Genomic DNA, 21,643 nt, shown 5'->3' with positions numbered 1-21,643 from the left:
CTCAAACGTATCACTGCTAATATTTAGTGTGATTTAGCATCGTTCATAGACGCTTTAGGCTTAACAAGTTTTGGTAAGTATTTCTTGGTACTAGAAATATTATTTAAATATGGTCCTTTATGTAACGTTTCAGGCCACTCTAATAACATCATTGCTAATACGTTTCTGTGTTCACCAGAAGATAATTCAACTTTGCCATGTGGTGAGGGGATCATCATCGTTTTAGGATCGTAAGCCGCAATCACATGCTTTTTCACTTTCTCTACAACTGGGTTATCGCCGTTACCAGTAATTAAGAAACTAATACCCACTTCAGTAATAATATCTTCAGTAGTATCGGTTAAAATGCGATCAATGTTGTTTTCAAAGTAATCTAAAATCCACTGATACTCTTTTGGATCGACTGGATGTTGATAATACTCGCTAGCTGAAAAAATAAAGTGAGTCATACCATAAACTTTGTTTTTATATTGGCCTTTTTTGAGCTTATCATCATTACTATCTGGATAGGTTTTAATGAAGGCTTGTTTGTAAGCTTGGTAATAGTCGCCAACACCGATTTGCTTGGCCCAATATACATAGTTGATTAACTGCGCGGCCCAAGCTTTGATCATTTTTGGATCAGTGAAAGCAGGTTCTAAATTAGCACTTTTTAGGGTTTTTATCATTAAATCATGACAAGGTCCGGTAAAGCCAAACTCATCGACTCGACTGGCATAGCGCAATAGCACATCGGTATATAACATAAAGTTAGGGTAGGGAGCGATGGCTTCCTTACGGGCGGTAGCCCGTGGGCCAGAGCCTAATTTATCCGCTTCAATTTTTGATTCACTTTTAATAAAACCGGGTTTATCCAGATTACAAGAATAGTATGCTTGGCGCTCTGCAATGGTGAGCAAATCGATTAATGAACCGTTAGCGTATTTTGCTTCCCCAGTCATGCGGAATTGACGTATAGCATAATGGCCTTGTACACGAGGCGGTAATGAATAAAGATTGGTTTCTAAATTGGTTTTAATGCCTTGATAAACTTGGTCAGCCGTTAACTTATGTGGTGTTTTTTCAACGGACTCTTTTGCGAACGCCACACTACTAAACAACGTAGCTGATAATAGTAAGTACGAGAGTGTTTTACTCTTGCGTAGTTCCAGCATGTTTAAATCTCCTGATAAGTGAATGTGGGTCTATTGGTGGGCCAATAAGCTGCTCAAGTTGATCGTCTAAAGTTAAATGTGTTTCGTTTACAACCAATAAATTAAATATCGCGCGAGTCGATATATTGGTCGGTGTGTCAGCAATGATTAATTGAGTCAATGCGGTTTGCCATAAAGGAAGATAATGATTAATTCCTTCATTAGCAATAGCTTGATAACTATATATTGCGTCCGTTGCATTTGGCCATGGTAGGCCAAAGCTTTGCTCAAAAGCCACTGATAGTGGTTGATTATGACTTAACCAAATATCCTGCTGTGTACCTTTGAAATTACCTTTATATTGATAAAAAGCCAGTGAAACCTTTGTCCTAAATACCCATAATTGCTGTTGATATTGTGCTGCTAATTGGTGTCTTTTAGGCAATTGGGATAAGTTCAGCTGTTGTGTAATGTAGTGTGCTAACCACTGTGTTGCAATCGCATGGGCATCAGTGTTTTGTGCTCTATTGGTAATAAAATAAAACTGCCCACCTTGCGCCAAGGATACTATTGCTTGGCTTAATCTGTTAATTAATTTTTGTTGTTGTTTCACATGGATTAATTGCGATGGAAAACTTAGCGAATATTGGCCAAATTGATGACCGACAACAGTTTGTTTTATCAATTGACCATCTATATTTAATGGATTGTGCTGCTTATCTTGTGGGTAGGTGAAAATTTCACCCAGTAATCGCTGTTGGTGCCAAACGCGGATGAGGTGTGCCTCACTTAAGCTGCTATGTTGACTGTCTGCAAGCGATGTCGTTTTATTTATTTTATCATCGTCTATTTTATCATCGTCTGTTGTGATCAGTTCAAACTTGAGATCTAAAGCTTTAAGGCTTTCGAATATTTGCTGTAAAAATGCATCCGTAGTAATCGATTTTATAGCCGATGAATTACTTACCCGACTAAGGGCATGGGCAATATTCCATGGCGCGATACCAAGATTACTTGTTTGGCTGGCTAAGAATTGCTCTAACAACTGCGGGGTTAGCCCATGAGATGAGAGTTGTGCCTGTGCGCTATTATCATAGTCTTGAAGAATTGCGTGCTGCTGTTGTAATTGATGGATCAATGCAAGCGCTGGAGCTTGTTTGTCTTTTGCGCGAATTTGATAGGCAAGCCAAACCTGTTTTCTACAGTGTTCATTGGGTTGTGTAATTAAATATTTAGCAATACGAATATCAATATTAGTATTGCTGCTCTCTGAACTAAGTTCATTGGATATTACACAGTCTTGCTGATTAAATTGCATGCTGAAGAGTCGTTGAGACAATGCTTGATTATTACTTGCCTGGGCGCTGTGCAGTTTTGACTTTTCGATTAGCTCCCACTGTGATTGTCTTATGGCGACTAAGCGTTGTCCTAATTGATCATAAGGCGGTCGAAGCTGTAACAACTGATCAATTAAGCGTTGGGTATTGGCTGCTGTAGCTAACGCATAAAGTTCATCGGCAAGGTGTAATTGGCACCATAATAAGCCTTGCCTATTTAGGCTGTCGTTGGCGAAAGGGCGGTAATATTGAATTCTGTCGTTGATATTATTTAACGCAATTGTGCGCTTTTCAAATTCAACAGCTTGTTGTTCAACAGACTGAAAAGAAACAAGCTTGTCTTGTCCTAAATCAGGTTGATATTGTAAGCACTGTTCGACGAACAGTGCTAAGGGATTAGCCACAGCGCTTGCTGTGGCTAAAAGATTAAAAAATAGGGTTGCTACAAAAATGCTTTTTAGCATAAGCCACGCGTTCCTCAACTGACATTGTTGAGCTTTTCATCGCTTCTACATGCTTAAGTCGAGGTAAAATCCCTCTACCATTGGCAATTTGAATGGTTAGACCAGGACGGGCATTCAATTCAAGTAACAGTGGGCCTTTGTTTTTATCTAACACCATGTCAGTACCTAAATACCCGAGCTCACACATTTCATAGGCACTTGATGCTGTGTGGAGTAAGGTTTCCCAATGAGGAACTTTGATGTTCGACAGTGGAAAGTGAGTATCAGGATGCTTATCAACGGGTAAGTCAAATTGCACAGCATGCAAACTGTGTCCGGTAGCGATATCTAAGCCAACACCTACAGCGCCTTGGTGTAAGTTAGCTTTACCATCTGATGCAGCAGTTGATAAACGTAACATTCCCATGACAGGAAAGCCTTTAAACACAATTAAGCGGATGTCTGGGACACCCTCATAACTTAAGCCTTCAAAGACGGGGTCAAATTCAATTAACCCTTCAACAATTGCGACATCAGGCTTACCGCCGAGAGAGAATAAACCACTTAAAATGTTAGATACATGGCGATAAATTTCGCTATGAGTCACTTCGTGGCCATTGGGCTTGTAATAACAGCCATTACTCACTCTGGTGATCACCATAATGCCTTTACCGCCAGAACCTTTTGCTGGCTTTATCACAAAACCGCTACGGTCGAGGACCATAGCTGGGATTTCTTGGATTTTATGTTGTTCATGAACAACCCCAATTAAATCGGGAACGGCTATGCCATTAGCAAGCGCAAGTTGCTTAGTAATTAGTTTGTCATCAACGCGTTTATAAAACTTACGCTGATTATAACGACCAATATAGCTAATATTGCGCCTGTTCATGTTGAGTACACCGCTACGGCTCAATTCCCAGGGCCAGGCGTACTTCATTATTGCTCTCCAACTAATGGTTTAAAGCGTTTCAATTCAGTTAAACGGTAACCTGTGTACTGTCCCATCACTAATACCAACGCTAAAATCACTAAGTGAATGCCTAAGAAGTTGAATACCCAATGCTGAACTAATTGGTTGTCCATGGCTAAGTACGCCAATGTGGCCACAAATAAGCTACCGCCACCTGATACAAAGACTTTCTTAGGGCCTTCTTCTTCCCACAGAATAGACATGCGCTCAATGGTCCACGCAAGAATGATCATCGGGAAGAAGGTAATCGTTAAGCCTTCACTTAAGCCTAATTTGAATGAAATTAAGGTAAATAAGCCGATAATAAAAATAACCACAATAATTACCGCCGATATTCGGGATATGAGCAGTAAGTTAAGCGTCGACAGATAGGAACGGATCATTAAACCAAAGGCAACAATAAGCAAAAAGCCAATTAAGCCGGTTAGTAGGGTCGTTTGAATAAACGCTAGAGCAATCAATACCGGCATAAAAGTACCAGATGTTTTGATGCCGACAATGACGCGTAAGAACACCACGACTAATACCCCAATTGGGATTAACAGAATGCCCTTAAATGTGCTTTGTTCTTCAAGCGGTAACTGATACAAAGAGAAATCCATTGCATCGTCATTCATCATCATGTCGATAGAGGTGGCTAATGCTGAACGAGTATCTTGCAGCATTGAGAAGTTAACTAATGAGCTAGTTCCTCCCATAACATCAAGTACTGAGTGGCCAGTGTATTCCCATAATACTAAAGTATTGTCACGGCCTTTTTTGTTGTTTGGAACGTCAAAAAGTTCCCATTGACCGTTATTGTAAACTTGAACGTATGATGTGAGCTGCTGACGACGTCGTTGATCTTCAAGTTGCAAACCGTTAACAATACGTGCAGGTACCCCTTTTGAGTGCAACATGTGCACAAACAAATTGGTTGAGGTGTTAGCCGATAATAACAACGCCATATTTTGGCTCTGATCATTATCGTTAATCAAATTCATTAACTGCTGAGCAAACGACAGGTTAGTAGCACTGCGAGCCCAGACTTCTTCAATGACTTGCTCTGCTGCTGATTTCTCTGTTGCAGGCCATGAATATAATTCTGGCGTGGCAGGTTCTTCGACGGCTTCAATATTAAGCTTGCCTGTGGGTACCAAAGTGACTCGGTAATACAATGCTTGTGAGCCAGAAGCCTCACGAATAGACCACACGGCGCGACGGTTATTAGTATCTTCTGAAATATTTAAGCCATAACCTGGTGATGATGCATTTTCAACTAAGATGTCAAATGCAGGATCGTTAGGTAATGAGAAATTGACCTCAGCAGGTTGATTCTTTCCATTAAAACTGATTTTGGCATCAACGGCCCAACTTTGTACCTGGTCCCCAGGTAAAAAAGGCACATTGTGTTCGATACCACGATATATGCTGGTGCTGATCCCGATGATAAATAGCAACGCAACGAATATGTAAAACGGTTTACGAGAATGCATTACGGATCCTACTTAATTAACGTGGTAATTTGGTTTTTGGCTTTACCATGAATGTAGATTTGGCCTACATCAACAATGGCAATATCTTTCATAAACTTGCGACCTAGTAATAAAGGATAATCTAGGTGGCTTCGATCCGTTAGGTTTAAATCTGTTTCGGCGGCATATTTACCTATTTTTAAATGGGCATGGATTACTGGACGACGATCATCAGCCGTATCTGCATCTTGTTTAATACGAACAAAGCGTTCAACTTTAGATTCAAAGGTGTTTGCAGGTTGTTCAGTGTTATTAGTTATCACATCATAGCGAACCCACTGTACGCCTTCTCGTTCAAATAATACGATATTGCGTGCGTCTAGAGATGATGACTCTGCACCAGTATCAATGCGTGTGGCAAACTTTAATTTTACTTCATCTATGTAGACACTTTCGACTTCACCAAGTAGAAACTTCTCACCAATAATGGCTTCAGGACATTGCTGTGGGACCGCCACAGGCTTTGGTGTAGGTGGTTGAACAATAATTGTTTTTGGTTTTTGACTCATTGCGGTGCTTACCTGAGTCTTCAACTTTCTAATTTCGTCAGAAAGCGCACTAATGTCATTTGTCTGCTGACTATTTTGTACATTGATGGCATCAATAATGACGGTTTGCGAAACTTGCAAACTGCTATTCAAATCAGCATTGGTCAGCGGTGGTGTTATTGTTTTTTGGGTGGCGGTACAACCCGATAATAGTGCCGCTGCAACGGATAGAGCAATTACCTGCTTTAACATGTCAATTCCTGTTGAATAGTAATATTTATACTAAATCGTGATTCGGTTGGTTCTTTGTTGCAATGATGATAGCCCTCTTAGGCGCGGGATAACCTTCTACGGTTAAACTCACATCATTTGGATCGAGATAATCGACTAGAGATTCATTTTTCATCCAGTGGGTGCTGCGTTGTTCTGCTAGTGAGGTGATATCGATATCTACACAACGAATATCAATAAACTCACATTTCTTTAACCATAACATTAAGGCTGCAACTGATGGTATAAACCAAACGTTGTTCATTTTGCCATATCTATCTTGTGGAACAAGTACCGCATTTTCATCGCCATCAATCACCAGTGTTTCAAGTACCAATTCACCACCCACTCTTAATTGGTCACGTAATTGTAGTAAATGATCTATCGGAGAGCGACGATGATAGAGTACGCCCATCGAGAATACGGTATCAAAGGCATCTAATGCGGGTAATTCCTCTATCCCTAATGGCAGCAAATATACCGGGTGCTGATTACCTGCAACTCGCTTGATAGCTTCAAATTGACATAAAAATAATGGCGAAGGGTCAATCCCTACAACACGAGTTGCGCCATCACCTAACATCCGCCACATGTGATAGCCACTACCGCAACCAACATCTAACACTGTGCGATTTTTTAACGGTGAAATAAAATTTTTAACTCGGTCCCATTTCCAATCACTGCGCCATTCTGTATCAATTTGAATACCATGAACGGAAAATGGACCTTTACGCCATGGTTGAAACACCGCCAGTAAATTAGTCAGTTTTTCGACTTGTCCTAGGCTGAGTTGTTCCCCGGTTCCAATTGTTACACTGCTGCTAAAATCTATTTTATCCGGTTGAGGATAATGTAATTTATTGAGCACTTTTTCCCATTTAGGTAAATTGCCGTGTTTATGATCTCGTTGCCATTTACCTAAAATTGCCGGTAATGTTTCCAACCAGTGTTGTAGGTTTGAATCAGCAATGTCTTTATAAAAAGAGCTAAAATTGATCATTTAATGGCTACCATAGATGCAAAGTTAAAACATTGAAACCAGACTGAGAAGTGACTAAAGCCGTTTTCAGTTAAGCGTTTTTGGTGGACATTTAAGCTGTCTGGACGCATAACGTTTTCTAATGCACTGCGTTTTTGACTTATTTCGAGCTCACTATACCCATTTGCACGCTTAAAATCTAAATGCTGTTCATCTAATAACTGTTGAATTTGATTATCTTCAAAGAATAATTTTTCTGAAATGACTAAAATTCCACCGGGTAACATACCGTCGTAAATACGTTTTATTAGGGCGTCGCGATCATGGGTCGGTAGAAATTGTAGGGTAAAGTTGAGCACCACCATCGACGCATTCTGGATGTCGATATCTCTGATATCAGCACACAATAAATTGACTTGAATGTCGCTGACATACGCAGCAAGATTTTCAGTACAACGCTCAATCATAGACTGACTATTGTCTACCGCATAAATTTGACATCCGCGCCCTTCAATTTGACGACGAATACTTAATGTAGCTGAGCCTAACGAACTACCGAGATCGTATATATTGCTTTGGGGCGTGACAAAGCGATTAGCAAAATCACCAATGGTATTGATAATTTGTGCGTACCCAGGAACAGAGCGGCGGATCATGTCATTAAATACACCAGCAACACGTTGATCAAATTGAAAATCAGTAATTTGGTCGGTCACATGAGCGTATATCTTATCTTGTTGAGAGTTCATCAGCTGTAATGTGGAAAAGTTAGAAATGTATTTTAGCTAATGATGGTGAACTGCAGCAAGTATCTAGCTAATAATTTGTGAGTTTTTTTTCAAATAGTTGACAATGTTGTTAATGGGACAGGTTTTGAATGCTTATGAATGCTGGTATTATGTGCATAAGCTTCAGAATATTAATTTCTATTCATAAAATTAGCATGACTCAAGACTGAATAATGATATTATTTATTCTTGTAACAAAGTAGCAACAAAGCTGTTTTTTAAGCCATTGCAATCATTTTTTTCTAACAGCTAAAATATTTATGGCTTGGAAAACGGTAGTTAATTTACCCCAAAATGGCAATGAACAAGCTTATTTAATAAATAAGTATAAAAAGTGAAAGTATTAGGGAAAAAACTTGAAATTTATACCTTGGATATTAGCAATATTATTTGCGTGGATATCATTACCTGCGCAGGCAATACATTCAGATAAAGCCAATACGTCAGTACGCCAACTTCCCTTAGTTATCGTGATGGGAGAAGATACTTATCCATTTGAATATTTGGATGAAACGGGAACTCCTGCAGGTATTTTGGTCGATTTGTGGCGCGAATGGTCCATTATTACTGATACCAAAGTGCAATTTGTGTCTCGGCATTGGCAACAGTCACTCGATCAGCTTGAACAGAAAAAAGCAGATGTCCACATTGGCATGTCTCAAAACCAAGCTAGGTTAAAAAAGTTTGATTTTGCCAAGCCCTTTACTTCACTCAATACCTATTTATACATTCATAAGTCGCTCAGCAGTAAAAAACAAATTAGTGATTTAGTGCCCTATCAAATTGGTATCGTGAGTGGCTCATCCCATGAAGCAACATTATCAGCGCTAGAACCTAAGCTTAGTTTTAAGCGTTATCAAAATCGTGAACAATTATTACAAGCAGCCGTTAAAGGTGAGTTATTTGTTTTTGCCGGTATTGAAGGATATCAACGCAATTTAGCACTTGAACAAGACATTGCCGCCAATTTTTACAGCTCATCGCGCATACTCATCAAAAAAATCAACTTAGCCCCTGCGGTGGTCAAAGGGGATTTAGAGCTTCTCAACAAAATTAACAATGGTTTTGAATTAATGCCGGCGAAGGTTATTCAGCAAATAGAGCGGCGGTGGTTAGGCTATCATCGACAAACTGCGGGAGTCATTATTGCCATGCAAAATGGTGTCGAGCCTTATGCCGATATCGGTGCTGATGGCTTGCCACATGGAATGTTAGTTGATTTGTGGACTTTATGGTCTGAAAAAACCGGTATCAATATTGATTTTGTTGCGGGTGACATGAGCAGTTCCATTGATGATGTTAAACGTGGTGTTGCAGATGTTCATATTGGTTATCCTGAAAGCCAAGATATGCGCACTGGCTTAAAGCAAGCGTGGCATATTATTTCGGTTAAAAGTCGCTTTTTTAGTTCGAACTTAGCGTTAAATAGCATTGAAAATACGGCTATGCGGATCGGGGTTTTCCCTACCGCGCCTTATATTAGTGATATTAAAAAAGCCTTTCCTAAGGCGCAGTTACGTTTTTATGATTCATTAGACGGCATGGTTAAAGCGGCACGTAAAAATGAAATTAGCGGTTTTGTTTCATCTGCAGCAATGACGTCTCATTACTTATTAGCCAATAAGTTGTGGGCAGAGTTTCGTCAATATACCGATATCGAATTTTCAACAGATATGTATGTTTTAACGCGCATTGATGACAGTGGTTTAGCGGATCGGATTCAAGCTGGATTTAATTTGATTTCTGTCGAAGAACAAATTCAAGTTGAGCGTAAATGGTTAATTAACCCAGACGATCGTTTTTTTGCTAATTCTGCCAATAAAATCAAACTAACAACTCAACAAAAGCAATACGTTAGTAGTCTAGGGGCCATAAAAATGGGTTACCTGAGAAATTGGGCTCCTATGGAGTTTCAAGGTAAAAACGGTGAGTTTTTAGGGGTGAATGCAGACATCAAAAACTTATTGGTTACCCAACTCAATTTAACCATTATCCCGGTGGCTTACGATGATTTTGGCAACATGATGAGCGACTTGGTTAAAGGTGAAATTCATTTAGTAGCCAGTATGGCTAAAACGATTGAGCGCGAAAATACACTGGCATTCTCATTAGCATATTGGCCGTCACCTTGGGCGATAGTCACGTCGTTAACTCAGCCTCCCATTTTTAATATCTCCCAAGTTACCGGTAAACGATTGGCTGTTGTTGATGGCTATCACATTGTCGATCAGCTTCGCCAACAATACCCAGGTATAAAATTAGTGCCTGTTGCAGACACTAAGCAAGGTATGGCAGCGGTTATCACGGGTCGTGCGGATATGTTTGTTGAACAAGTAGCTACATTGGCGACTACGTTAAAAGGTGGCCAATATCCGAGTTTAAAAATGTCTTTATTAGCTGAGTTAACTGAGCAGCATAGCCATATAGGCTTATTTCCGGGCGTCAAAGGTTTAGTGCCTTTGATTGATAGAGTCATTGCGACCATTGATGAAACCGAACAACAGAACATGTATCAAAAATGGGTTTCGCTAGATCTTAATAGTGACACATTACGTTACCAACGTTGGTTGAAAATATTAGTGATTGGTTTGCTAATTATCACCTTAATTGCCATCGTGGTTTTAATGTCGAATCGACGTTTAAATGTCGAAATTCAAAAACGTCTTAAAGCTGAAGAGAACCTTCGATTTATGGCTAATCATGATAATGTTACGGCATTGCCAAATCGCAGTTTACTTGACGATAGATTAGCGCAAGCCACTTTGACTCATCATCGGGATAAATCGAAGTTTGCACTGTTATTTATTGATTTAGATGGTTTTAAAGCAATAAACGATCGGCATGGTCATCATGTGGGGGATAAGTTGCTACAACGTATCGCCTTATTATTAAGCCAACATGTGCGAGATTCTGATACGGTTGCCCGTTTTGGTGGTGATGAGTTTGTGGTGTTATTAAATCATATCGAAGCCAAAGAAAATGCTCGTCAAGTGGCTGAAAATATTTTATTGGGATTAAAGAAACCGTTACTAATCGATGATATCAATGTCACTATTTCGGCCAGCATCGGTATCGCTATTTTTCCTGATGATGCCGATACCGCTGCTTCATTATTGAAAAAATCAGATCAGTTAATGTATCAAGCTAAAAAAGTCGGTGGCCATCAACATAAAATGAGCTAGTTTTTGGTTGATGGTTTTTCCGTCAGTCGATTGAGTTTATTCGCTGTAGGTCTGGTTAATTGCTGCAATCTGATTGATACTTCAATGCATAAGTTTGAGTCACGGTATATAATGCCGTTTTTATCGTTTTCGATTTCCAAAATACCGCTTTGTGGATAAAGGATAGAGTTCAATGCGCAGTCATTATTGTGGAGACATTAATACGTCTCATCTAGGTCAAGAAGTTACTTTAGTTGGTTGGGTTAACCGTAGTCGCGATTTAGGCGGAGTTGTGTTTTTAGACTTACGCGATAGAGAAGGGCTAGTTCAAGTTGTTTTTGACCCAGATCTAAAAGACGTTTTTGATATAGCCAGCACATTGCGCAGTGAGTTTTGTGTTCAAATTGAAGGTGTTGTGCGCGCTCGTCCTGATAGCCAAGTCAATTCACAAATGAAAACCGGTGCGATTGAAATTTTAGGTACGCAACTGACAGTGATTAATGCTTCAGCGCCTTTACCTTTAAGCATGGATAATTATCAAAATAACAGTGAAGAACAACGCTTAAAATACCGTTATTTAGATTTACGTCGCCCAGAAATGGCCGAGCGTCTTATCTTCCGCGCTAAGGTCACCAGTTCTGTTCGTCGCTTCTTAGACACCAATGGCTTTTTAGATATCGAAACGCCTATTTTGACCAAAGCCACTCCAGAAGGTGCGCGTGACTATTTAGTCCCAAGTCGCACTTATAAAGGTCAATTTTTTGCTTTGCCTCAATCACCACAGCTGTTCAAACAGTTGCTAATGATGTCTGGTTTTGACCGCTACTATCAAATTGTTAAGTGTTTTCGCGATGAAGATTTACGTGCAGATCGCCAACCTGAATTTACTCAAATTGATATTGAAACCTCATTCATGTCTGCCGAACAAGTCATGGAAAAAACTGAGCAAATGATGCGCGGTTTGTTTCAAGATTTATTGAATGTGGATTTAGGTGATTTTCCTCGCATGACCTACGCCGAAGCAATGAAGCGTTATGGTTCTGATAAGCCTGATTTACGTAATCCACTTGAATTAGTTGATATTGCTGATTTGGTTAAAGATGTTGAGTTTGCGGTATTTAATGGCCCTGCAAATGATGTCGAAGGTCGCGTTGCGGCACTACGTATTCCAACAGGTGCGTCATTATCTCGTAAACAAATTGACGATTACACTAAATTTGCCGGCATTTATGGTGCTAAAGGTTTAGCGTGGATGAAAATTAATGACTTAGCTGCAGGCATGGATGGTATTCAGTCGCCTGTACTTAAGTTTTTAACTGAATCTATTGTTAACGACATCATCAGCCGTACAGGTGCACAAACCGGCGATATCATCCTATTTGGTGCAGACAAAGCCAATGTGGTTGCTGAAGCATTGGGCGCCTTGCGCTTAAAAGCTGGCGAAGATTTCAAGTTACTTGAAGGACAGTGGCGCCCAATGTGGGTTGTCGACTTCCCAATGTTTGAGAAAATTAACGGTGGATTCCACGCGGTTCATCATCCATTTACTGCGCCTCGCGGTATTAGCCCTGCAGAATTAGCAGCAGATCCAGCAGCAGCTATTTCAGATGCCTACGATATGGTATTGAATGGTTGTGAATTAGGTGGCGGCTCAGTGCGTATTCATAACGCCGAAATGCAAAGTACAGTATTCAGTATTTTAGGTATTGAAGCTGAAGAAGCACAAGAAAAGTTTGGCTTCTTACTTGAGGCGTTACGTTACGGTACACCTCCACACGCGGGTTTAGCGTTTGGTTTGGATCGTATTGTCATGTTGATGACCGGCGCAAGCTCGATTCGTGACGTAATGGCATTCCCTAAAACGACTACCGCGGCATGTCCATTAACTAACGCTCCTGGTTTTGCTAACCCAGTGCAGTTAACGGAATTGGGTATTGCGGTGATTGAAAAGGTTAAAACTGAAGAGTAAACATTATTGTTCAGCGTAATACGCTCTTAAATAGGGCACCACATACCGAGGCTGCTGCCTCGGTATGTTTTTGACAAGTATGGTTTTTTACTTGAATTATCCAATTGGATAAAGGAGCTTAAGATGGCAGGACACAGTAAATGGGCCAATATAAAACATCGTAAAGCCGCACAAGATGCTAAACGCGGTAAGTTATTTACCAAATTTATTCGAGAGCTTACTGTAGCAGCTCGCGAAGGCGGTTCAGATGTTGATGCTAACCCCAGATTACGCGCTGCAGTTGATAAAGCCTTATCCAATAATATGACCCGTGATACCGTTGAACGCGCCATAAAACGCGGTGCCGGTGAGATAGATGGTCAGCAACTAGAAACCATTATTTATGAAGGCTATGGTCCAGGTGGTACTGCGGTCATGGTTGAAACGATGACAGACAATCGTAATCGCACCGTTTCTGGGGTGCGTAATGCGTTTAATAAGTCGGGTGGTAACTTGGGTACCGATGGTTCAGTGGCCTATTTATTTACTAAATCTGGCATTATTTCCTACGACACCGATATTGATGAAGATAGCCTAATCGACAGTGCATTAGACGCAGGCGCCGAAGATGTTATCACTCATGATGATGGTTCAATCGATGTATTCACCACTCCAGAGACCTTTGGCAAAGTCAAAGATGCACTTGATAGTGCTAGTTTTGGTTCTGTTCATGCTGAAGTGACTATGGTTGCATCCTTAAAAGCTGAACTTGATGCAGATACCGCCGAAAAATTTTTACGTTTAATCGATACCTTAGAAGACCATGATGATGTACAAGAGGTATATCATAATGCTGAGATATCAGATGACGTTATGCAAGCGTTAGACAACGCATGAGGCATCAATGGCCATTATTTTAGGAGTCGATCCCGGCTCCCGCATTACAGGCTACGGGGTGATCCAATGCCAAGGCCGTCAACAGATTTACCTTGGTAGCGGCTGTATTCGAACCTCTGCCGATGAATTACCACAACGATTACAACAAATTTATGCAGGCTTATGCGAAATCATTACCCAATATCAGCCGGATGAATTTGCTATTGAACGGGTATTTATGGCCAAAAATGCTGATTCAGCCTTAAAGCTTGGCCAAGCCAGAGGCGCGGCAATTGTTGCCGCTACGTGTGCTGGACTGCCCGTTGCGGAATATAGCGCAACCCAAATAAAAAGTGCTGTAGTGGGGACAGGCCGAGCTCAAAAAACGCAAGTTCAACATATGATTAAGCAACTACTCAAACTACCTGCTTCACCACAAGCTGACGCGGCTGATGCATTAGGAGTAGCAATATGCCATTTTCATACTTATCAAAGCCTTATCGCTATGGGTGGTAAAGCTAGCAGCAGAACATATGGAAGATACAAATGATAGGTCGTTTAAGCGGTATTTTAGTTGAAAAACAAGCGCCTGAAGTGGTGCTTGATGTCAATGGCGTTGGTTACGAATTACAAGTGCCGATGACCAGCTTTTATGAATTACCAGGGTTAAATCAAGCTGCGATGTTATTTACTCATTTTGTGGTGCGTGAAGATGCGCAGTTACTTTATGGTTTTATCACAAAACAAGAGCGTGCATTATTCCGATTATTGATTAAAACCAATGGCGTTGGCCCTAAACTGGCATTAACGATTTTGTCGGGTATGACTGCATCTGAGTTCGTGTCATGTGTTGAACGAGATGACATTGCCACCTTAGTTAAACTGCCAGGTGTCGGTAAGAAAACCGCAGAGCGTTTAGTGATTGAAATGCGTGACAAGCTTAAAAGTTTACTTGAAGCTTCTGCAGGCTCGGAGCGCGAGTTTATGCTGCAAAGTAATTATACTCCAGCTGCCCCAGTTGATAGTGCAGAAGAAGATGCAATTTCAGCTTTATTGTCGTTAGGTTATAAGCCTGCTCAGGCCAGCAAATCGGTTTCTGCGGCTTTTAAAGAAGGCATGAGCTCAGAAACGCTAATTAAAGCTGCATTAAAATCAATGCTATAAATATGATATGCATAAACAGGGTACGTAAAAATGATTGAAGCTGATCGCCTAATCCAACCGCAGGTACAAGGTCAAGATGAACTGATTGATCGTGCTATGCGCCCTAAAATGTTGGATGAGTATACCGGTCAAGATGATACTCGAGCGCAGCTTAAGGTTTTTATTCAAGCAGCGATAAATCGCCGTGAAGCCCTCGATCACATGCTGATTTTCGGTCCTCCCGGATTAGGTAAAACAACGTTAGCGATGATTGTGGCTAATGAAATGGGCGTGAACATCAAATCCACTTCTGGCCCTGTGCTTGAAAAAGCCGGTGATTTAGCGGCATTGTTAACCAATCTTGAAGAAGGTGATGTGCTGTTTATCGATGAAATTCATCGTTTAAGCCCTGTAGTGGAAGAGATCCTTTATCCGGCGATGGAAGATTACCAACTGGATATTATGATTGGTGACGGCCCTGCAGCACGTTCAATTAAGTTAGATTTACCGCCATTCACGCTTATAGGGGCGACCACTCGTGCTGGAGCACTAACATCACCACTGCGGGCGCGTTTTGGTATTCCACTGCGTTTAGAGTTTTACAATGTCAAAGATCTTACCACTATCGTAACACGCTCAGCGAATGTGATGGAGCTTGAGATTGATCAGCAAGGTGCGATTGAAATAGCCAAACGTTCACGAGGCACCCCGCGAATTGCTAATCGTCTATTACGCCGCGTTCGCGACTATGCGGAAGTCAAACATGATGGTAAAGTCACCCAAAAAGTTGCCGAATATGCGCTTGATTTACTTGATGTTGATGAGCAAGGTTTCGATTATTTAGACCGTAAACTCTTGCTGGCAATTATTGATAAATTTATGGGTGGTCCAGTAGGATTAGATAACCTTGCCGCCGCGATAGGTGAAGATAGAGAAACGATTGAAGATGTATTGGAGCCTTTTTTAATTCAACAAGGCTTTATTCAGCGCACACCTAGAGGACGTATCGCTTCTCAAAGAGCCTATGATCATTTTAGTTTGGTTAGACCTGAAAAAGCGTAATCTGTTTATTAGCTATTTTAGTCCCACACTAATGACTTGTAGATATATAGCCTAGCGCAGTAAAATTTTGTACGAAATCTCTGTCATCAAAATGATAAAACCAGCTTTCGCTGGTTTTATCATATCTAACGAATTTAAAGTGTACTTTCAAGCGCACCTATTTTTGCTACTTAGGCAATATTAGCCAAGTGCTTCAGTTGCTGATTTTTTTTGAATTAATTCGATTTTGTATCCGTCTGGATCTTCGACAAACGCAATTTCAGTTTTGCCGCCAGCAACAGGGCCAGGTGCTCGAGTGATTTTACCGCCAGCAGCAGCAATTGCTTCGCAGCGCGCATAAATATCGTCTTCGCCTATGGCCAAATGTCCAAAACCATTGCCTAAATCGTATGTATCGGTACCCCAGTTATAGGTTAATTCGATAACGGCTTGGCCTGTGGTTTCTTCACCAAAACCAACAAAGGCTAGGGTGTATTTATATTCTGAGTTTTCAGATTGACGCAGTAGTTTCATTCCCATCACTTGGGTATAAAATTGAATGCTGCGATCTAGGTTGCCTACACGGATCATCGTATGAAGTAATTGCGACATGATATGCTCTCTTATAAAAATTTATCTAAGTTTAACAAGTTCAGATGACAATGAAAATATTAGCGGTTGATACCAACAAAATTTTGCTTTAGCTCACATTTGTGAGGATATTTTTTGGGTTAAACGCTAAAAAGCGTTATTGTTGCCATATACACATTTGGAGGCAAGACAATGAATACAGAATTGAAAATGGCATTAGGCACTACAGTTATTATTGCGATTTGTTTTAGTGCATTTTTTGTGTCGTTGTTTTAAGCGTCAGCAAAAAATAGATAGTCCCATTTGAGCCATCACTAAAGATGTATTGCATATTAATTGATGAGTTAATATACAATACATTAATATAAAACCCCTAAAGTGCCTTCGGTGCTTTGGGGGTTAATTTTCTGGGTATATCTTGTCTTTAAAATCACAAGTCTTCAATTATACAGCAGTCGCATCGTGGTTTTCTCGATAAGCACCGTTCGCTGGTCTTGGTGTATTCGACTGTTTCAGATCCAAAAGTGACATTTCATCGGTTGTGATCTCGCCAATTTCTGTATGCCTAATTCAGTTTGAACTGGAATATAACGAAGAGAATGGTGTTAACCAAACTTGTTTTCATGATGTTTTAAGGTTAATTCTACCCGTTCCAATGCTGTCATGATCATCGCCGCAATTGATGGAGATTGGTTTTTAATAAATAATGTTGACGAATGAGCCGCACACAACACTTCAGCACCGCTCCATTGCTTCGCTATATCCGTGGCCCAAAGCCGAAAATCATCAGCAGCTCCTTTGCGTCGTTCCAATGTTTTCGACAGTGTCATATGAAAAGACAATTCTGGACTTTTTAAAAAACGAAGTATACCGGGTAATTGAAGGTACATTAATGTGTCGTCAACGTGAATGGTTTTTGATTCTTTGTGGTAAGCAAGCACCGATGAAAAATGTAGGCGCTCGTTTTTGGAAATAAAATCGACCCCTCGGGGCACTGAAAATTCAAAATCGTCTGAAAACAAAGCGGCAAACTCGTTTGAATTAGTTAACTCTGTTTGCCATGTTAGATTGGGCAATTTATCGATATGGCGCTGTGTGCCATAGAGTTTTGCGTTTGGATAATCCCCATGTATTTTTTCAATATGTACGGTGTGGAATGGATGCAAATTAATAATCGCTTCAATGTTGACTCCATTGTTGGTCAGCGAATCGATTTGCTGTTTAACGTCGTCTTGCATCTCATAAGCGTCAAGCAATACAAACATGCCATTACCGCGCTTTACTAAAGAGGCGTGGGTGCCAATATTTAATAAATCGAAAACGTTAAACTCACCACGAATATTCCAAAACTTATCTGAAATTTTTAATATTTTGTCAGTCATAGTTGATACTCATCGTTTGTTTCACCTCAGGATAATTCGCCAAGTATAAAGAGAGTGAAGTAAATTTTTATTTACTTCACTCTGACGGCTTATGCCCTAGATGCTAGGCTCTTATCTCGTATCTAAAATTCCGACACAGAGACCGTAGAGCAAATGGATTTACTGAGAAATGACAACATAAGCACTCAGGCAACGGATCCTTCCGCTGTACCATTTGTTCTCTGGTCCGACAATCCGTTCGAACCCGCATGCTAAAAATGGCTCTCCAGTGTTGGCTTACAATTTAAGTGGTTAAACAGTAGACACTAAGCTGCTGTGATGCTGAACGTTGACCATGCCAGTTTGCATATTGCTCCTGTCCAATAGAGCGGCTGTCTGGTTAGAGCGGCTGCCTAGTGGGGCGGATGATAATTTCGTTGACATCAACATCTGTCGGCTGCTCAATGGCATAAGCAATTGCTCGCGCAATCGCATCAGGGTCAATGGCCATCTCGTACATTTCATCAACACCCTTGGCAGTATCGGGGTCGCTGATTTTACTGGTCAGCTCGGTCGCCACGGCCCCAGGCGAAATATTGGTGGAGCGGATTTCCCCATTGCCTTCCTGACGCATGCCTTCTGATATCGCCTTCACGGCAAACTTGGTAGCGGAATAAACGGCGGACGCGGGAAAGACCTTATGTCCGGCTATCGACGAGAGATTAATAATGTGGCCGACATGCTGCTCGCGCATGGTCGGCAGCACCGCGGCAATGCCGTAGAGCACGCCTTTGATATTGACGTCAATCATCTTCTCCCACTCGTCGACCTTGAGTTCATCGAGGGGCGATAGCGGCATCAGACCAGCGTTGTTGACCAGCACGTCGATGCGGCCGTAAGCTTCCTTCGCGGCCTTGGCCAGCGACTCGACCTGAGCGCGGTCAGTGACGTCGGTAACCTGATAAATAGCTTCACCACCCTGATCCTTAATCGTGTCACGCAGCTCCACAAGGCGTTCCTCGCGGCGGGCAGCAAGCACCAGTTTGGCGCCACCTTTTGCCAGGCGTAGTGCTGTGGCTCTACCCAGACCACTGCTGGCACCGGTAATGATAACGACTTTGCTATTGATCTCTGACATGGATTTTCTCCTGTTGAAATGAATGATTGAATTTTACAAGTTAACGGTCCAAGCCTGGTGTTACGCCAGTGACGCGACGGTCAGGCTGATTGCATATTCTGCACCATACCGTCGTAACGGCCTGTAGTAGCGGCCTCCACCAGTACATGGGCCACATCCGCTCGAGATGCTTTGGCCGATTTGTCGACGTCCTCACCTAGGATCACATCCGTGCCGCGGCTCTTGTTGGTCAATGCCACAGGGCGCAGGATCGAGTAGGTTACTCCGGAAGCCTTGAGGTATTCGTCTGCTTCGTGTTTGGCATTCAGGTAAGGGGCCATGTCGCCGGTGGGATTGGATTGATCTGCGCCGATCGAGCTGAGCATCACGAAACGCTTCACGCCAGATTCCTTCGCCAGATCAATCAGTCGCTTAGCGCCGTCCCGATCCACTTTTTTGGTCATTTCAGGGCCCGTGCTTCCTCCCGAGCCAGCGGCAAAGATCACCGCGTCCATGCAGTCGCACAGGCCGGTTTCCAGGTCGGTCAGGTCACCATGGCGCAGGTCTACGCCTTGGGGCAGTGAACTGGTATCCGAACTTTCGCGAACCAGCGCTATCGGCTTATGGCCCTGTTCTATCAGGTACTGGGCCAGAAGCTGGCCCGTTTTGCCGGTGGCACCGGCGACAAGAATGTTCATGCTCATAGAGAAATCCTTAATGTTGGATGAAATGGGCGAAATTTTGGGTGTAAAGCGAGGTCAGGGCAGAAAAATCGACTTTACGTTGACGAATTCCTTCATACCAAAGCCACCGTGTTCACGTCCGTACCCAGAATTCTTGACCCCGCCAAATGGCATATTCGGATCAGCAGCCCCAAACGAATTAATACGGATCATGCCTGTGTCGAAGTCATCGCGCGCCAGTTTGAGGGCACGCTCCTCGTCCTTTGAAAAGATCCCACCGCCGAGTCCATAGCGGCTGTCATTAGCCAGCCGCATGGCGTCCTCATCATCACTGGCGCGGATAATCGACGCGACAGGTCCGAAGATTTCATCGTCGTAGGCCGGCATTCCTGGCGTGAGGTCTGCTAGCACAGTGGCTGGATAATAGGCACCCGTGCGGTTTGGTACTTCACCACCGCAGAGGATTTTTGCACCCTTGGCGACGCTGGCATCCACCTGCTCCTTGACGGTGTCAAACTGCTCCTGGCTGGAAAGCGGGCCAAGCTGGGTATTCTTATCGGTGGGGTCACCCATGTTGATCTTTTGCATTTGGGCGACGAAAGCCTCGACAAAGTCGTCATAGACCTTATCGGTCACGATGAACCGCTTGGCAGAAACGCAGGTCTCTCCGTTGTTGTAAAGTCGACCCATTACCGAAAATTTTACGGCGGTTTCGATATCGGCATCCTCAAGCACCAGGTAAGCGTCATTCGAGCCCAGTTCGAGTACCGTCTTCTTTAATTCTTTGGCGGCCACAGCACCGATGTGTCGCCCAGCGCCATCGCTGCCGGTCATTGTGACACCACGGACCTTAGGGTGGGCTATCAGCTTGTCGCTGGTGTCGTGGTCAATCACCAAAACCTGGAACAGGTCCTCGGGCAAGCCGGCCTCAATGCATAATTCACGCAAACGTAGACCGGATCCGGTGCAGATGCTAGCGTGCTTCAGAATACAGCCATTACCAGCCATCAGATTGGATGCCAGTACACGAACCGGCTGGTAAAGGGGAAAGTTCCAAGGCTGAATTGAATAGATAACGCCGATGGGCTGATAACTGATGACGCCGCGTTTACCGTTGAGTGCTTGCTCGCGATCTTCATCGGCCAGCACGTCGGGTCCATTTTCAGCGGTGTAATTAAAGATAGCTGCACAGAGTTCGACCTCAACGTGTCCATCCTTAAGGAGCTTGCCGGTTTCGTTGGTCATCAAAGCGGCCAATTCATCGGCATTGTCGAGCAACTTTTGAGCGATCATCTTGAGGTAGGGGGCCCGTTCCTGATGGGTCAGTTCGCGCCATTGCAGAAATGCCCCATGGCAGGACTCAAGCCGATCCGTCGCCTGCTTTTCGGTCATGATGTCGTAGGTATGGATTTCTTTTTCGGTCGCGGGATTAATGGTGGTGATTGTCGACATGGTTGCTCCTTCCTAATCTGATAGGCTAACGCCGTTGACGCTAGCTAAGGTGGATTATCAGTGTATTGGCGGGATCTGTCTGTTCGCTTGCCAACACTACCGCGTTGCAAACATCGCCGAGCTCCTGCTGGTAGTGGATAAATGGCCCAAAGAAAAAGTATAAAAAGAATAAACCACATGCTTGATCTATTCATCATGGTCTGATGTTGTTGGGTTGAGGGTCATTGAACCCACAGTTGGAACAAGTCAATGGATGAGGAAGTTAGGAATTGTTAGTGCTAGGTATCAATTTTATTCGATAAATCGACAAAAAAGTGCTAGGTAGGCATGTCGACTTCCCCCCTT

The 21,643-nt window shown here is 42.4% G+C and carries 18 protein-coding genes; 6 read left to right on the top strand and 12 right to left on the bottom strand.

Translation table 11 applies throughout. The features are described from left to right. Nucleotides 1-23: 23 nt before the first annotated feature. From AAEY94_RS19780 to cmoA, 7 genes are read right to left on the bottom strand one after another with little or no spacing between them, the layout of a single operon-like run. On the bottom strand, nucleotides 24-1,154 hold the full coding sequence (locus AAEY94_RS19780) for a DUF3541 domain-containing protein (protein WP_350979753.1): 1,131 nt from the start codon (nucleotides 1,152-1,154) through the stop codon (nucleotides 24-26). Further along, nucleotides 1,132-2,934 (bottom strand): hypothetical protein, encoded by a 1,803-nt coding sequence (locus tag AAEY94_RS19775; RefSeq protein WP_101087017.1) that lies wholly within the window; start codon nucleotides 2,932-2,934, stop codon nucleotides 1,132-1,134. The genes AAEY94_RS19780 and AAEY94_RS19775 overlap by 23 nt, the downstream gene beginning before the upstream one ends. Continuing rightward, nucleotides 2,897-3,853: an alpha-L-glutamate ligase-like protein gene (locus AAEY94_RS19770; protein ID WP_101087018.1), complete on the bottom strand. Its 957-nt coding sequence runs from the start codon at nucleotides 3,851-3,853 to the stop codon at nucleotides 2,897-2,899. The genes AAEY94_RS19775 and AAEY94_RS19770 overlap by 38 nt, the downstream gene beginning before the upstream one ends. Further along, entirely contained in the window at nucleotides 3,853-5,361 is a 1,509-nt protein-coding gene (locus AAEY94_RS19765) for an inactive transglutaminase family protein (RefSeq protein ID WP_101087019.1), read from the bottom strand. The genes AAEY94_RS19770 and AAEY94_RS19765 overlap by 1 nt, the downstream gene beginning before the upstream one ends. Before the next feature lie 8 nt (nucleotides 5,362-5,369). Continuing rightward, nucleotides 5,370-6,140: an ATP-dependent zinc protease family protein gene (locus AAEY94_RS19760; protein ID WP_101087020.1), complete on the bottom strand. Its 771-nt coding sequence runs from the start codon at nucleotides 6,138-6,140 to the stop codon at nucleotides 5,370-5,372. Between the two features lie 25 nt (nucleotides 6,141-6,165). Continuing rightward, nucleotides 6,166-7,158, bottom strand: a complete 993-nt coding sequence (cmoB, locus tag AAEY94_RS19755; protein ID WP_350979750.1) for a tRNA 5-methoxyuridine(34)/uridine 5-oxyacetic acid(34) synthase CmoB — start codon at nucleotides 7,156-7,158, stop codon at nucleotides 6,166-6,168. Then, nucleotides 7,155-7,886, bottom strand: a complete 732-nt coding sequence (gene cmoA / locus AAEY94_RS19750) for a carboxy-S-adenosyl-L-methionine synthase CmoA (protein ID WP_101087022.1) — start codon at nucleotides 7,884-7,886, stop codon at nucleotides 7,155-7,157. The genes cmoB and cmoA overlap by 4 nt, the downstream gene beginning before the upstream one ends. A 395-nt stretch (nucleotides 7,887-8,281) precedes the next feature. Here cmoA and AAEY94_RS19745 point away from each other — a divergent pair, with 395 nt between their 5' ends. From AAEY94_RS19745 to ruvB, 6 genes are all read left to right on the top strand, one after another. Next, nucleotides 8,282-11,107 (top strand): diguanylate cyclase domain-containing protein, encoded by a 2,826-nt coding sequence (locus AAEY94_RS19745; protein WP_350979748.1) that lies wholly within the window; start codon nucleotides 8,282-8,284, stop codon nucleotides 11,105-11,107. Between the two features lie 172 nt (nucleotides 11,108-11,279). Then, nucleotides 11,280-13,055, top strand: coding sequence for an aspartate--tRNA ligase (gene aspS, locus AAEY94_RS19740; RefSeq protein ID WP_350979746.1), 1,776 nt, complete (start codon nucleotides 11,280-11,282; stop codon nucleotides 13,053-13,055). 123 nt (nucleotides 13,056-13,178) lie between these two features. After that, on the top strand, nucleotides 13,179-13,931 hold the full coding sequence (locus AAEY94_RS19735; protein ID WP_101087025.1) for a YebC/PmpR family DNA-binding transcriptional regulator: 753 nt from the start codon (nucleotides 13,179-13,181) through the stop codon (nucleotides 13,929-13,931). A gap of 7 nt (nucleotides 13,932-13,938) precedes the next feature. Beyond that, nucleotides 13,939-14,460, top strand: a complete 522-nt coding sequence (ruvC, locus tag AAEY94_RS19730; protein ID WP_101087026.1) for a crossover junction endodeoxyribonuclease RuvC — start codon at nucleotides 13,939-13,941, stop codon at nucleotides 14,458-14,460. Beyond that, nucleotides 14,457-15,074 (top strand): Holliday junction branch migration protein RuvA, encoded by a 618-nt coding sequence (gene ruvA / locus AAEY94_RS19725; RefSeq protein ID WP_101087027.1) that lies wholly within the window; start codon nucleotides 14,457-14,459, stop codon nucleotides 15,072-15,074. Before ruvC ends, ruvA begins: the two co-directional genes overlap by 4 nt. Nucleotides 15,075-15,104: 30 nt before the next feature. Beyond that, nucleotides 15,105-16,115, top strand: coding sequence for a Holliday junction branch migration DNA helicase RuvB (gene ruvB / locus AAEY94_RS19720; protein ID WP_101087028.1), 1,011 nt, complete (start codon nucleotides 15,105-15,107; stop codon nucleotides 16,113-16,115). A gap of 180 nt (nucleotides 16,116-16,295) precedes the next feature. Here ruvB and gloA read toward each other — a convergent pair whose 3' ends face one another. The 5 genes from gloA to AAEY94_RS19695 all read right to left on the bottom strand — a co-directional run bounded on the left by gloA (nucleotide 16,296) and on the right by AAEY94_RS19695 (nucleotide 21,298). Continuing rightward, a complete protein-coding gene (gene gloA, locus AAEY94_RS19715) occupies nucleotides 16,296-16,706 on the bottom strand; it encodes a lactoylglutathione lyase (protein ID WP_162023257.1) in 411 nt (136 codons plus the stop codon). Nucleotides 16,707-17,290: 584 nt separating this feature from the next. Continuing rightward, on the bottom strand, nucleotides 17,291-18,067 hold the full coding sequence (locus AAEY94_RS19710) for a hypothetical protein (RefSeq protein WP_350979742.1): 777 nt from the start codon (nucleotides 18,065-18,067) through the stop codon (nucleotides 17,291-17,293). Between the two features lie 379 nt (nucleotides 18,068-18,446). After that, nucleotides 18,447-19,184 (bottom strand): SDR family oxidoreductase, encoded by a 738-nt coding sequence (locus tag AAEY94_RS19705; protein ID WP_101087030.1) that lies wholly within the window; start codon nucleotides 19,182-19,184, stop codon nucleotides 18,447-18,449. A gap of 80 nt (nucleotides 19,185-19,264) precedes the next feature. Next, complete coding sequence (locus AAEY94_RS19700; RefSeq protein WP_335693013.1) at nucleotides 19,265-19,867, bottom strand: SDR family oxidoreductase; 603 nt, start codon at nucleotides 19,865-19,867, stop codon at nucleotides 19,265-19,267. 54 nt (nucleotides 19,868-19,921) lie between these two features. Then, nucleotides 19,922-21,298 (bottom strand): NAD-dependent succinate-semialdehyde dehydrogenase, encoded by a 1,377-nt coding sequence (locus AAEY94_RS19695; protein ID WP_101087031.1) that lies wholly within the window; start codon nucleotides 21,296-21,298, stop codon nucleotides 19,922-19,924. Between the last annotated feature and the right edge of the window lie 345 nt (nucleotides 21,299-21,643).

The sequence above is a fragment of the Shewanella sp. AC34-MNA-CIBAN-0136 genome (assembly GCF_040309945.1).
GTDB lineage: Bacteria > Pseudomonadota > Gammaproteobacteria > Enterobacterales > Shewanellaceae > Shewanella.
This window is presented reverse-complemented; position numbering and strand designations above follow the sequence as displayed.

Coding starts and splice junctions, on each gene's coding strand:
- AAEY94_RS19780 (WP_350979753.1), bottom strand. CDS start 1,154: ATGCTGGAACTACGCAAGAGTAAAACACTCTCGTACTTACTATTATCA.
- AAEY94_RS19775 (WP_101087017.1), bottom strand. CDS start 2,934: ATGCTAAAAAGCATTTTTGTAGCAACCCTATTTTTTAATCTTTTAGCC.
- AAEY94_RS19770 (WP_101087018.1), bottom strand. CDS start 3,853: ATGAAGTACGCCTGGCCCTGGGAATTGAGCCGTAGCGGTGTACTCAAC.
- AAEY94_RS19765 (WP_101087019.1), bottom strand. CDS start 5,361: ATGCATTCTCGTAAACCGTTTTACATATTCGTTGCGTTGCTATTTATC.
- AAEY94_RS19760 (WP_101087020.1), bottom strand. CDS start 6,140: ATGTTAAAGCAGGTAATTGCTCTATCCGTTGCAGCGGCACTATTATCG.
- cmoB (WP_350979750.1), bottom strand. CDS start 7,158: ATGATCAATTTTAGCTCTTTTTATAAAGACATTGCTGATTCAAACCTA.
- cmoA (WP_101087022.1), bottom strand. CDS start 7,886: ATGAACTCTCAACAAGATAAGATATACGCTCATGTGACCGACCAAATT.
- aspS (WP_350979746.1), top strand. CDS start 11,280: ATGCGCAGTCATTATTGTGGAGACATTAATACGTCTCATCTAGGTCAA.
- AAEY94_RS19735 (WP_101087025.1), top strand. CDS start 13,179: ATGGCAGGACACAGTAAATGGGCCAATATAAAACATCGTAAAGCCGCA.
- ruvC (WP_101087026.1), top strand. CDS start 13,939: ATGGCCATTATTTTAGGAGTCGATCCCGGCTCCCGCATTACAGGCTAC.
- ruvA (WP_101087027.1), top strand. CDS start 14,457: ATGATAGGTCGTTTAAGCGGTATTTTAGTTGAAAAACAAGCGCCTGAA.
- ruvB (WP_101087028.1), top strand. CDS start 15,105: ATGATTGAAGCTGATCGCCTAATCCAACCGCAGGTACAAGGTCAAGAT.
- gloA (WP_162023257.1), bottom strand. CDS start 16,706: ATGTCGCAATTACTTCATACGATGATCCGTGTAGGCAACCTAGATCGC.
- AAEY94_RS19710 (WP_350979742.1), bottom strand. CDS start 18,067: ATGACTGACAAAATATTAAAAATTTCAGATAAGTTTTGGAATATTCGT.
- AAEY94_RS19705 (WP_101087030.1), bottom strand. CDS start 19,184: ATGTCAGAGATCAATAGCAAAGTCGTTATCATTACCGGTGCCAGCAGT.
- AAEY94_RS19700 (WP_335693013.1), bottom strand. CDS start 19,867: ATGAGCATGAACATTCTTGTCGCCGGTGCCACCGGCAAAACGGGCCAG.
- AAEY94_RS19695 (WP_101087031.1), bottom strand. CDS start 21,298: ATGTCGACAATCACCACCATTAATCCCGCGACCGAAAAAGAAATCCAT.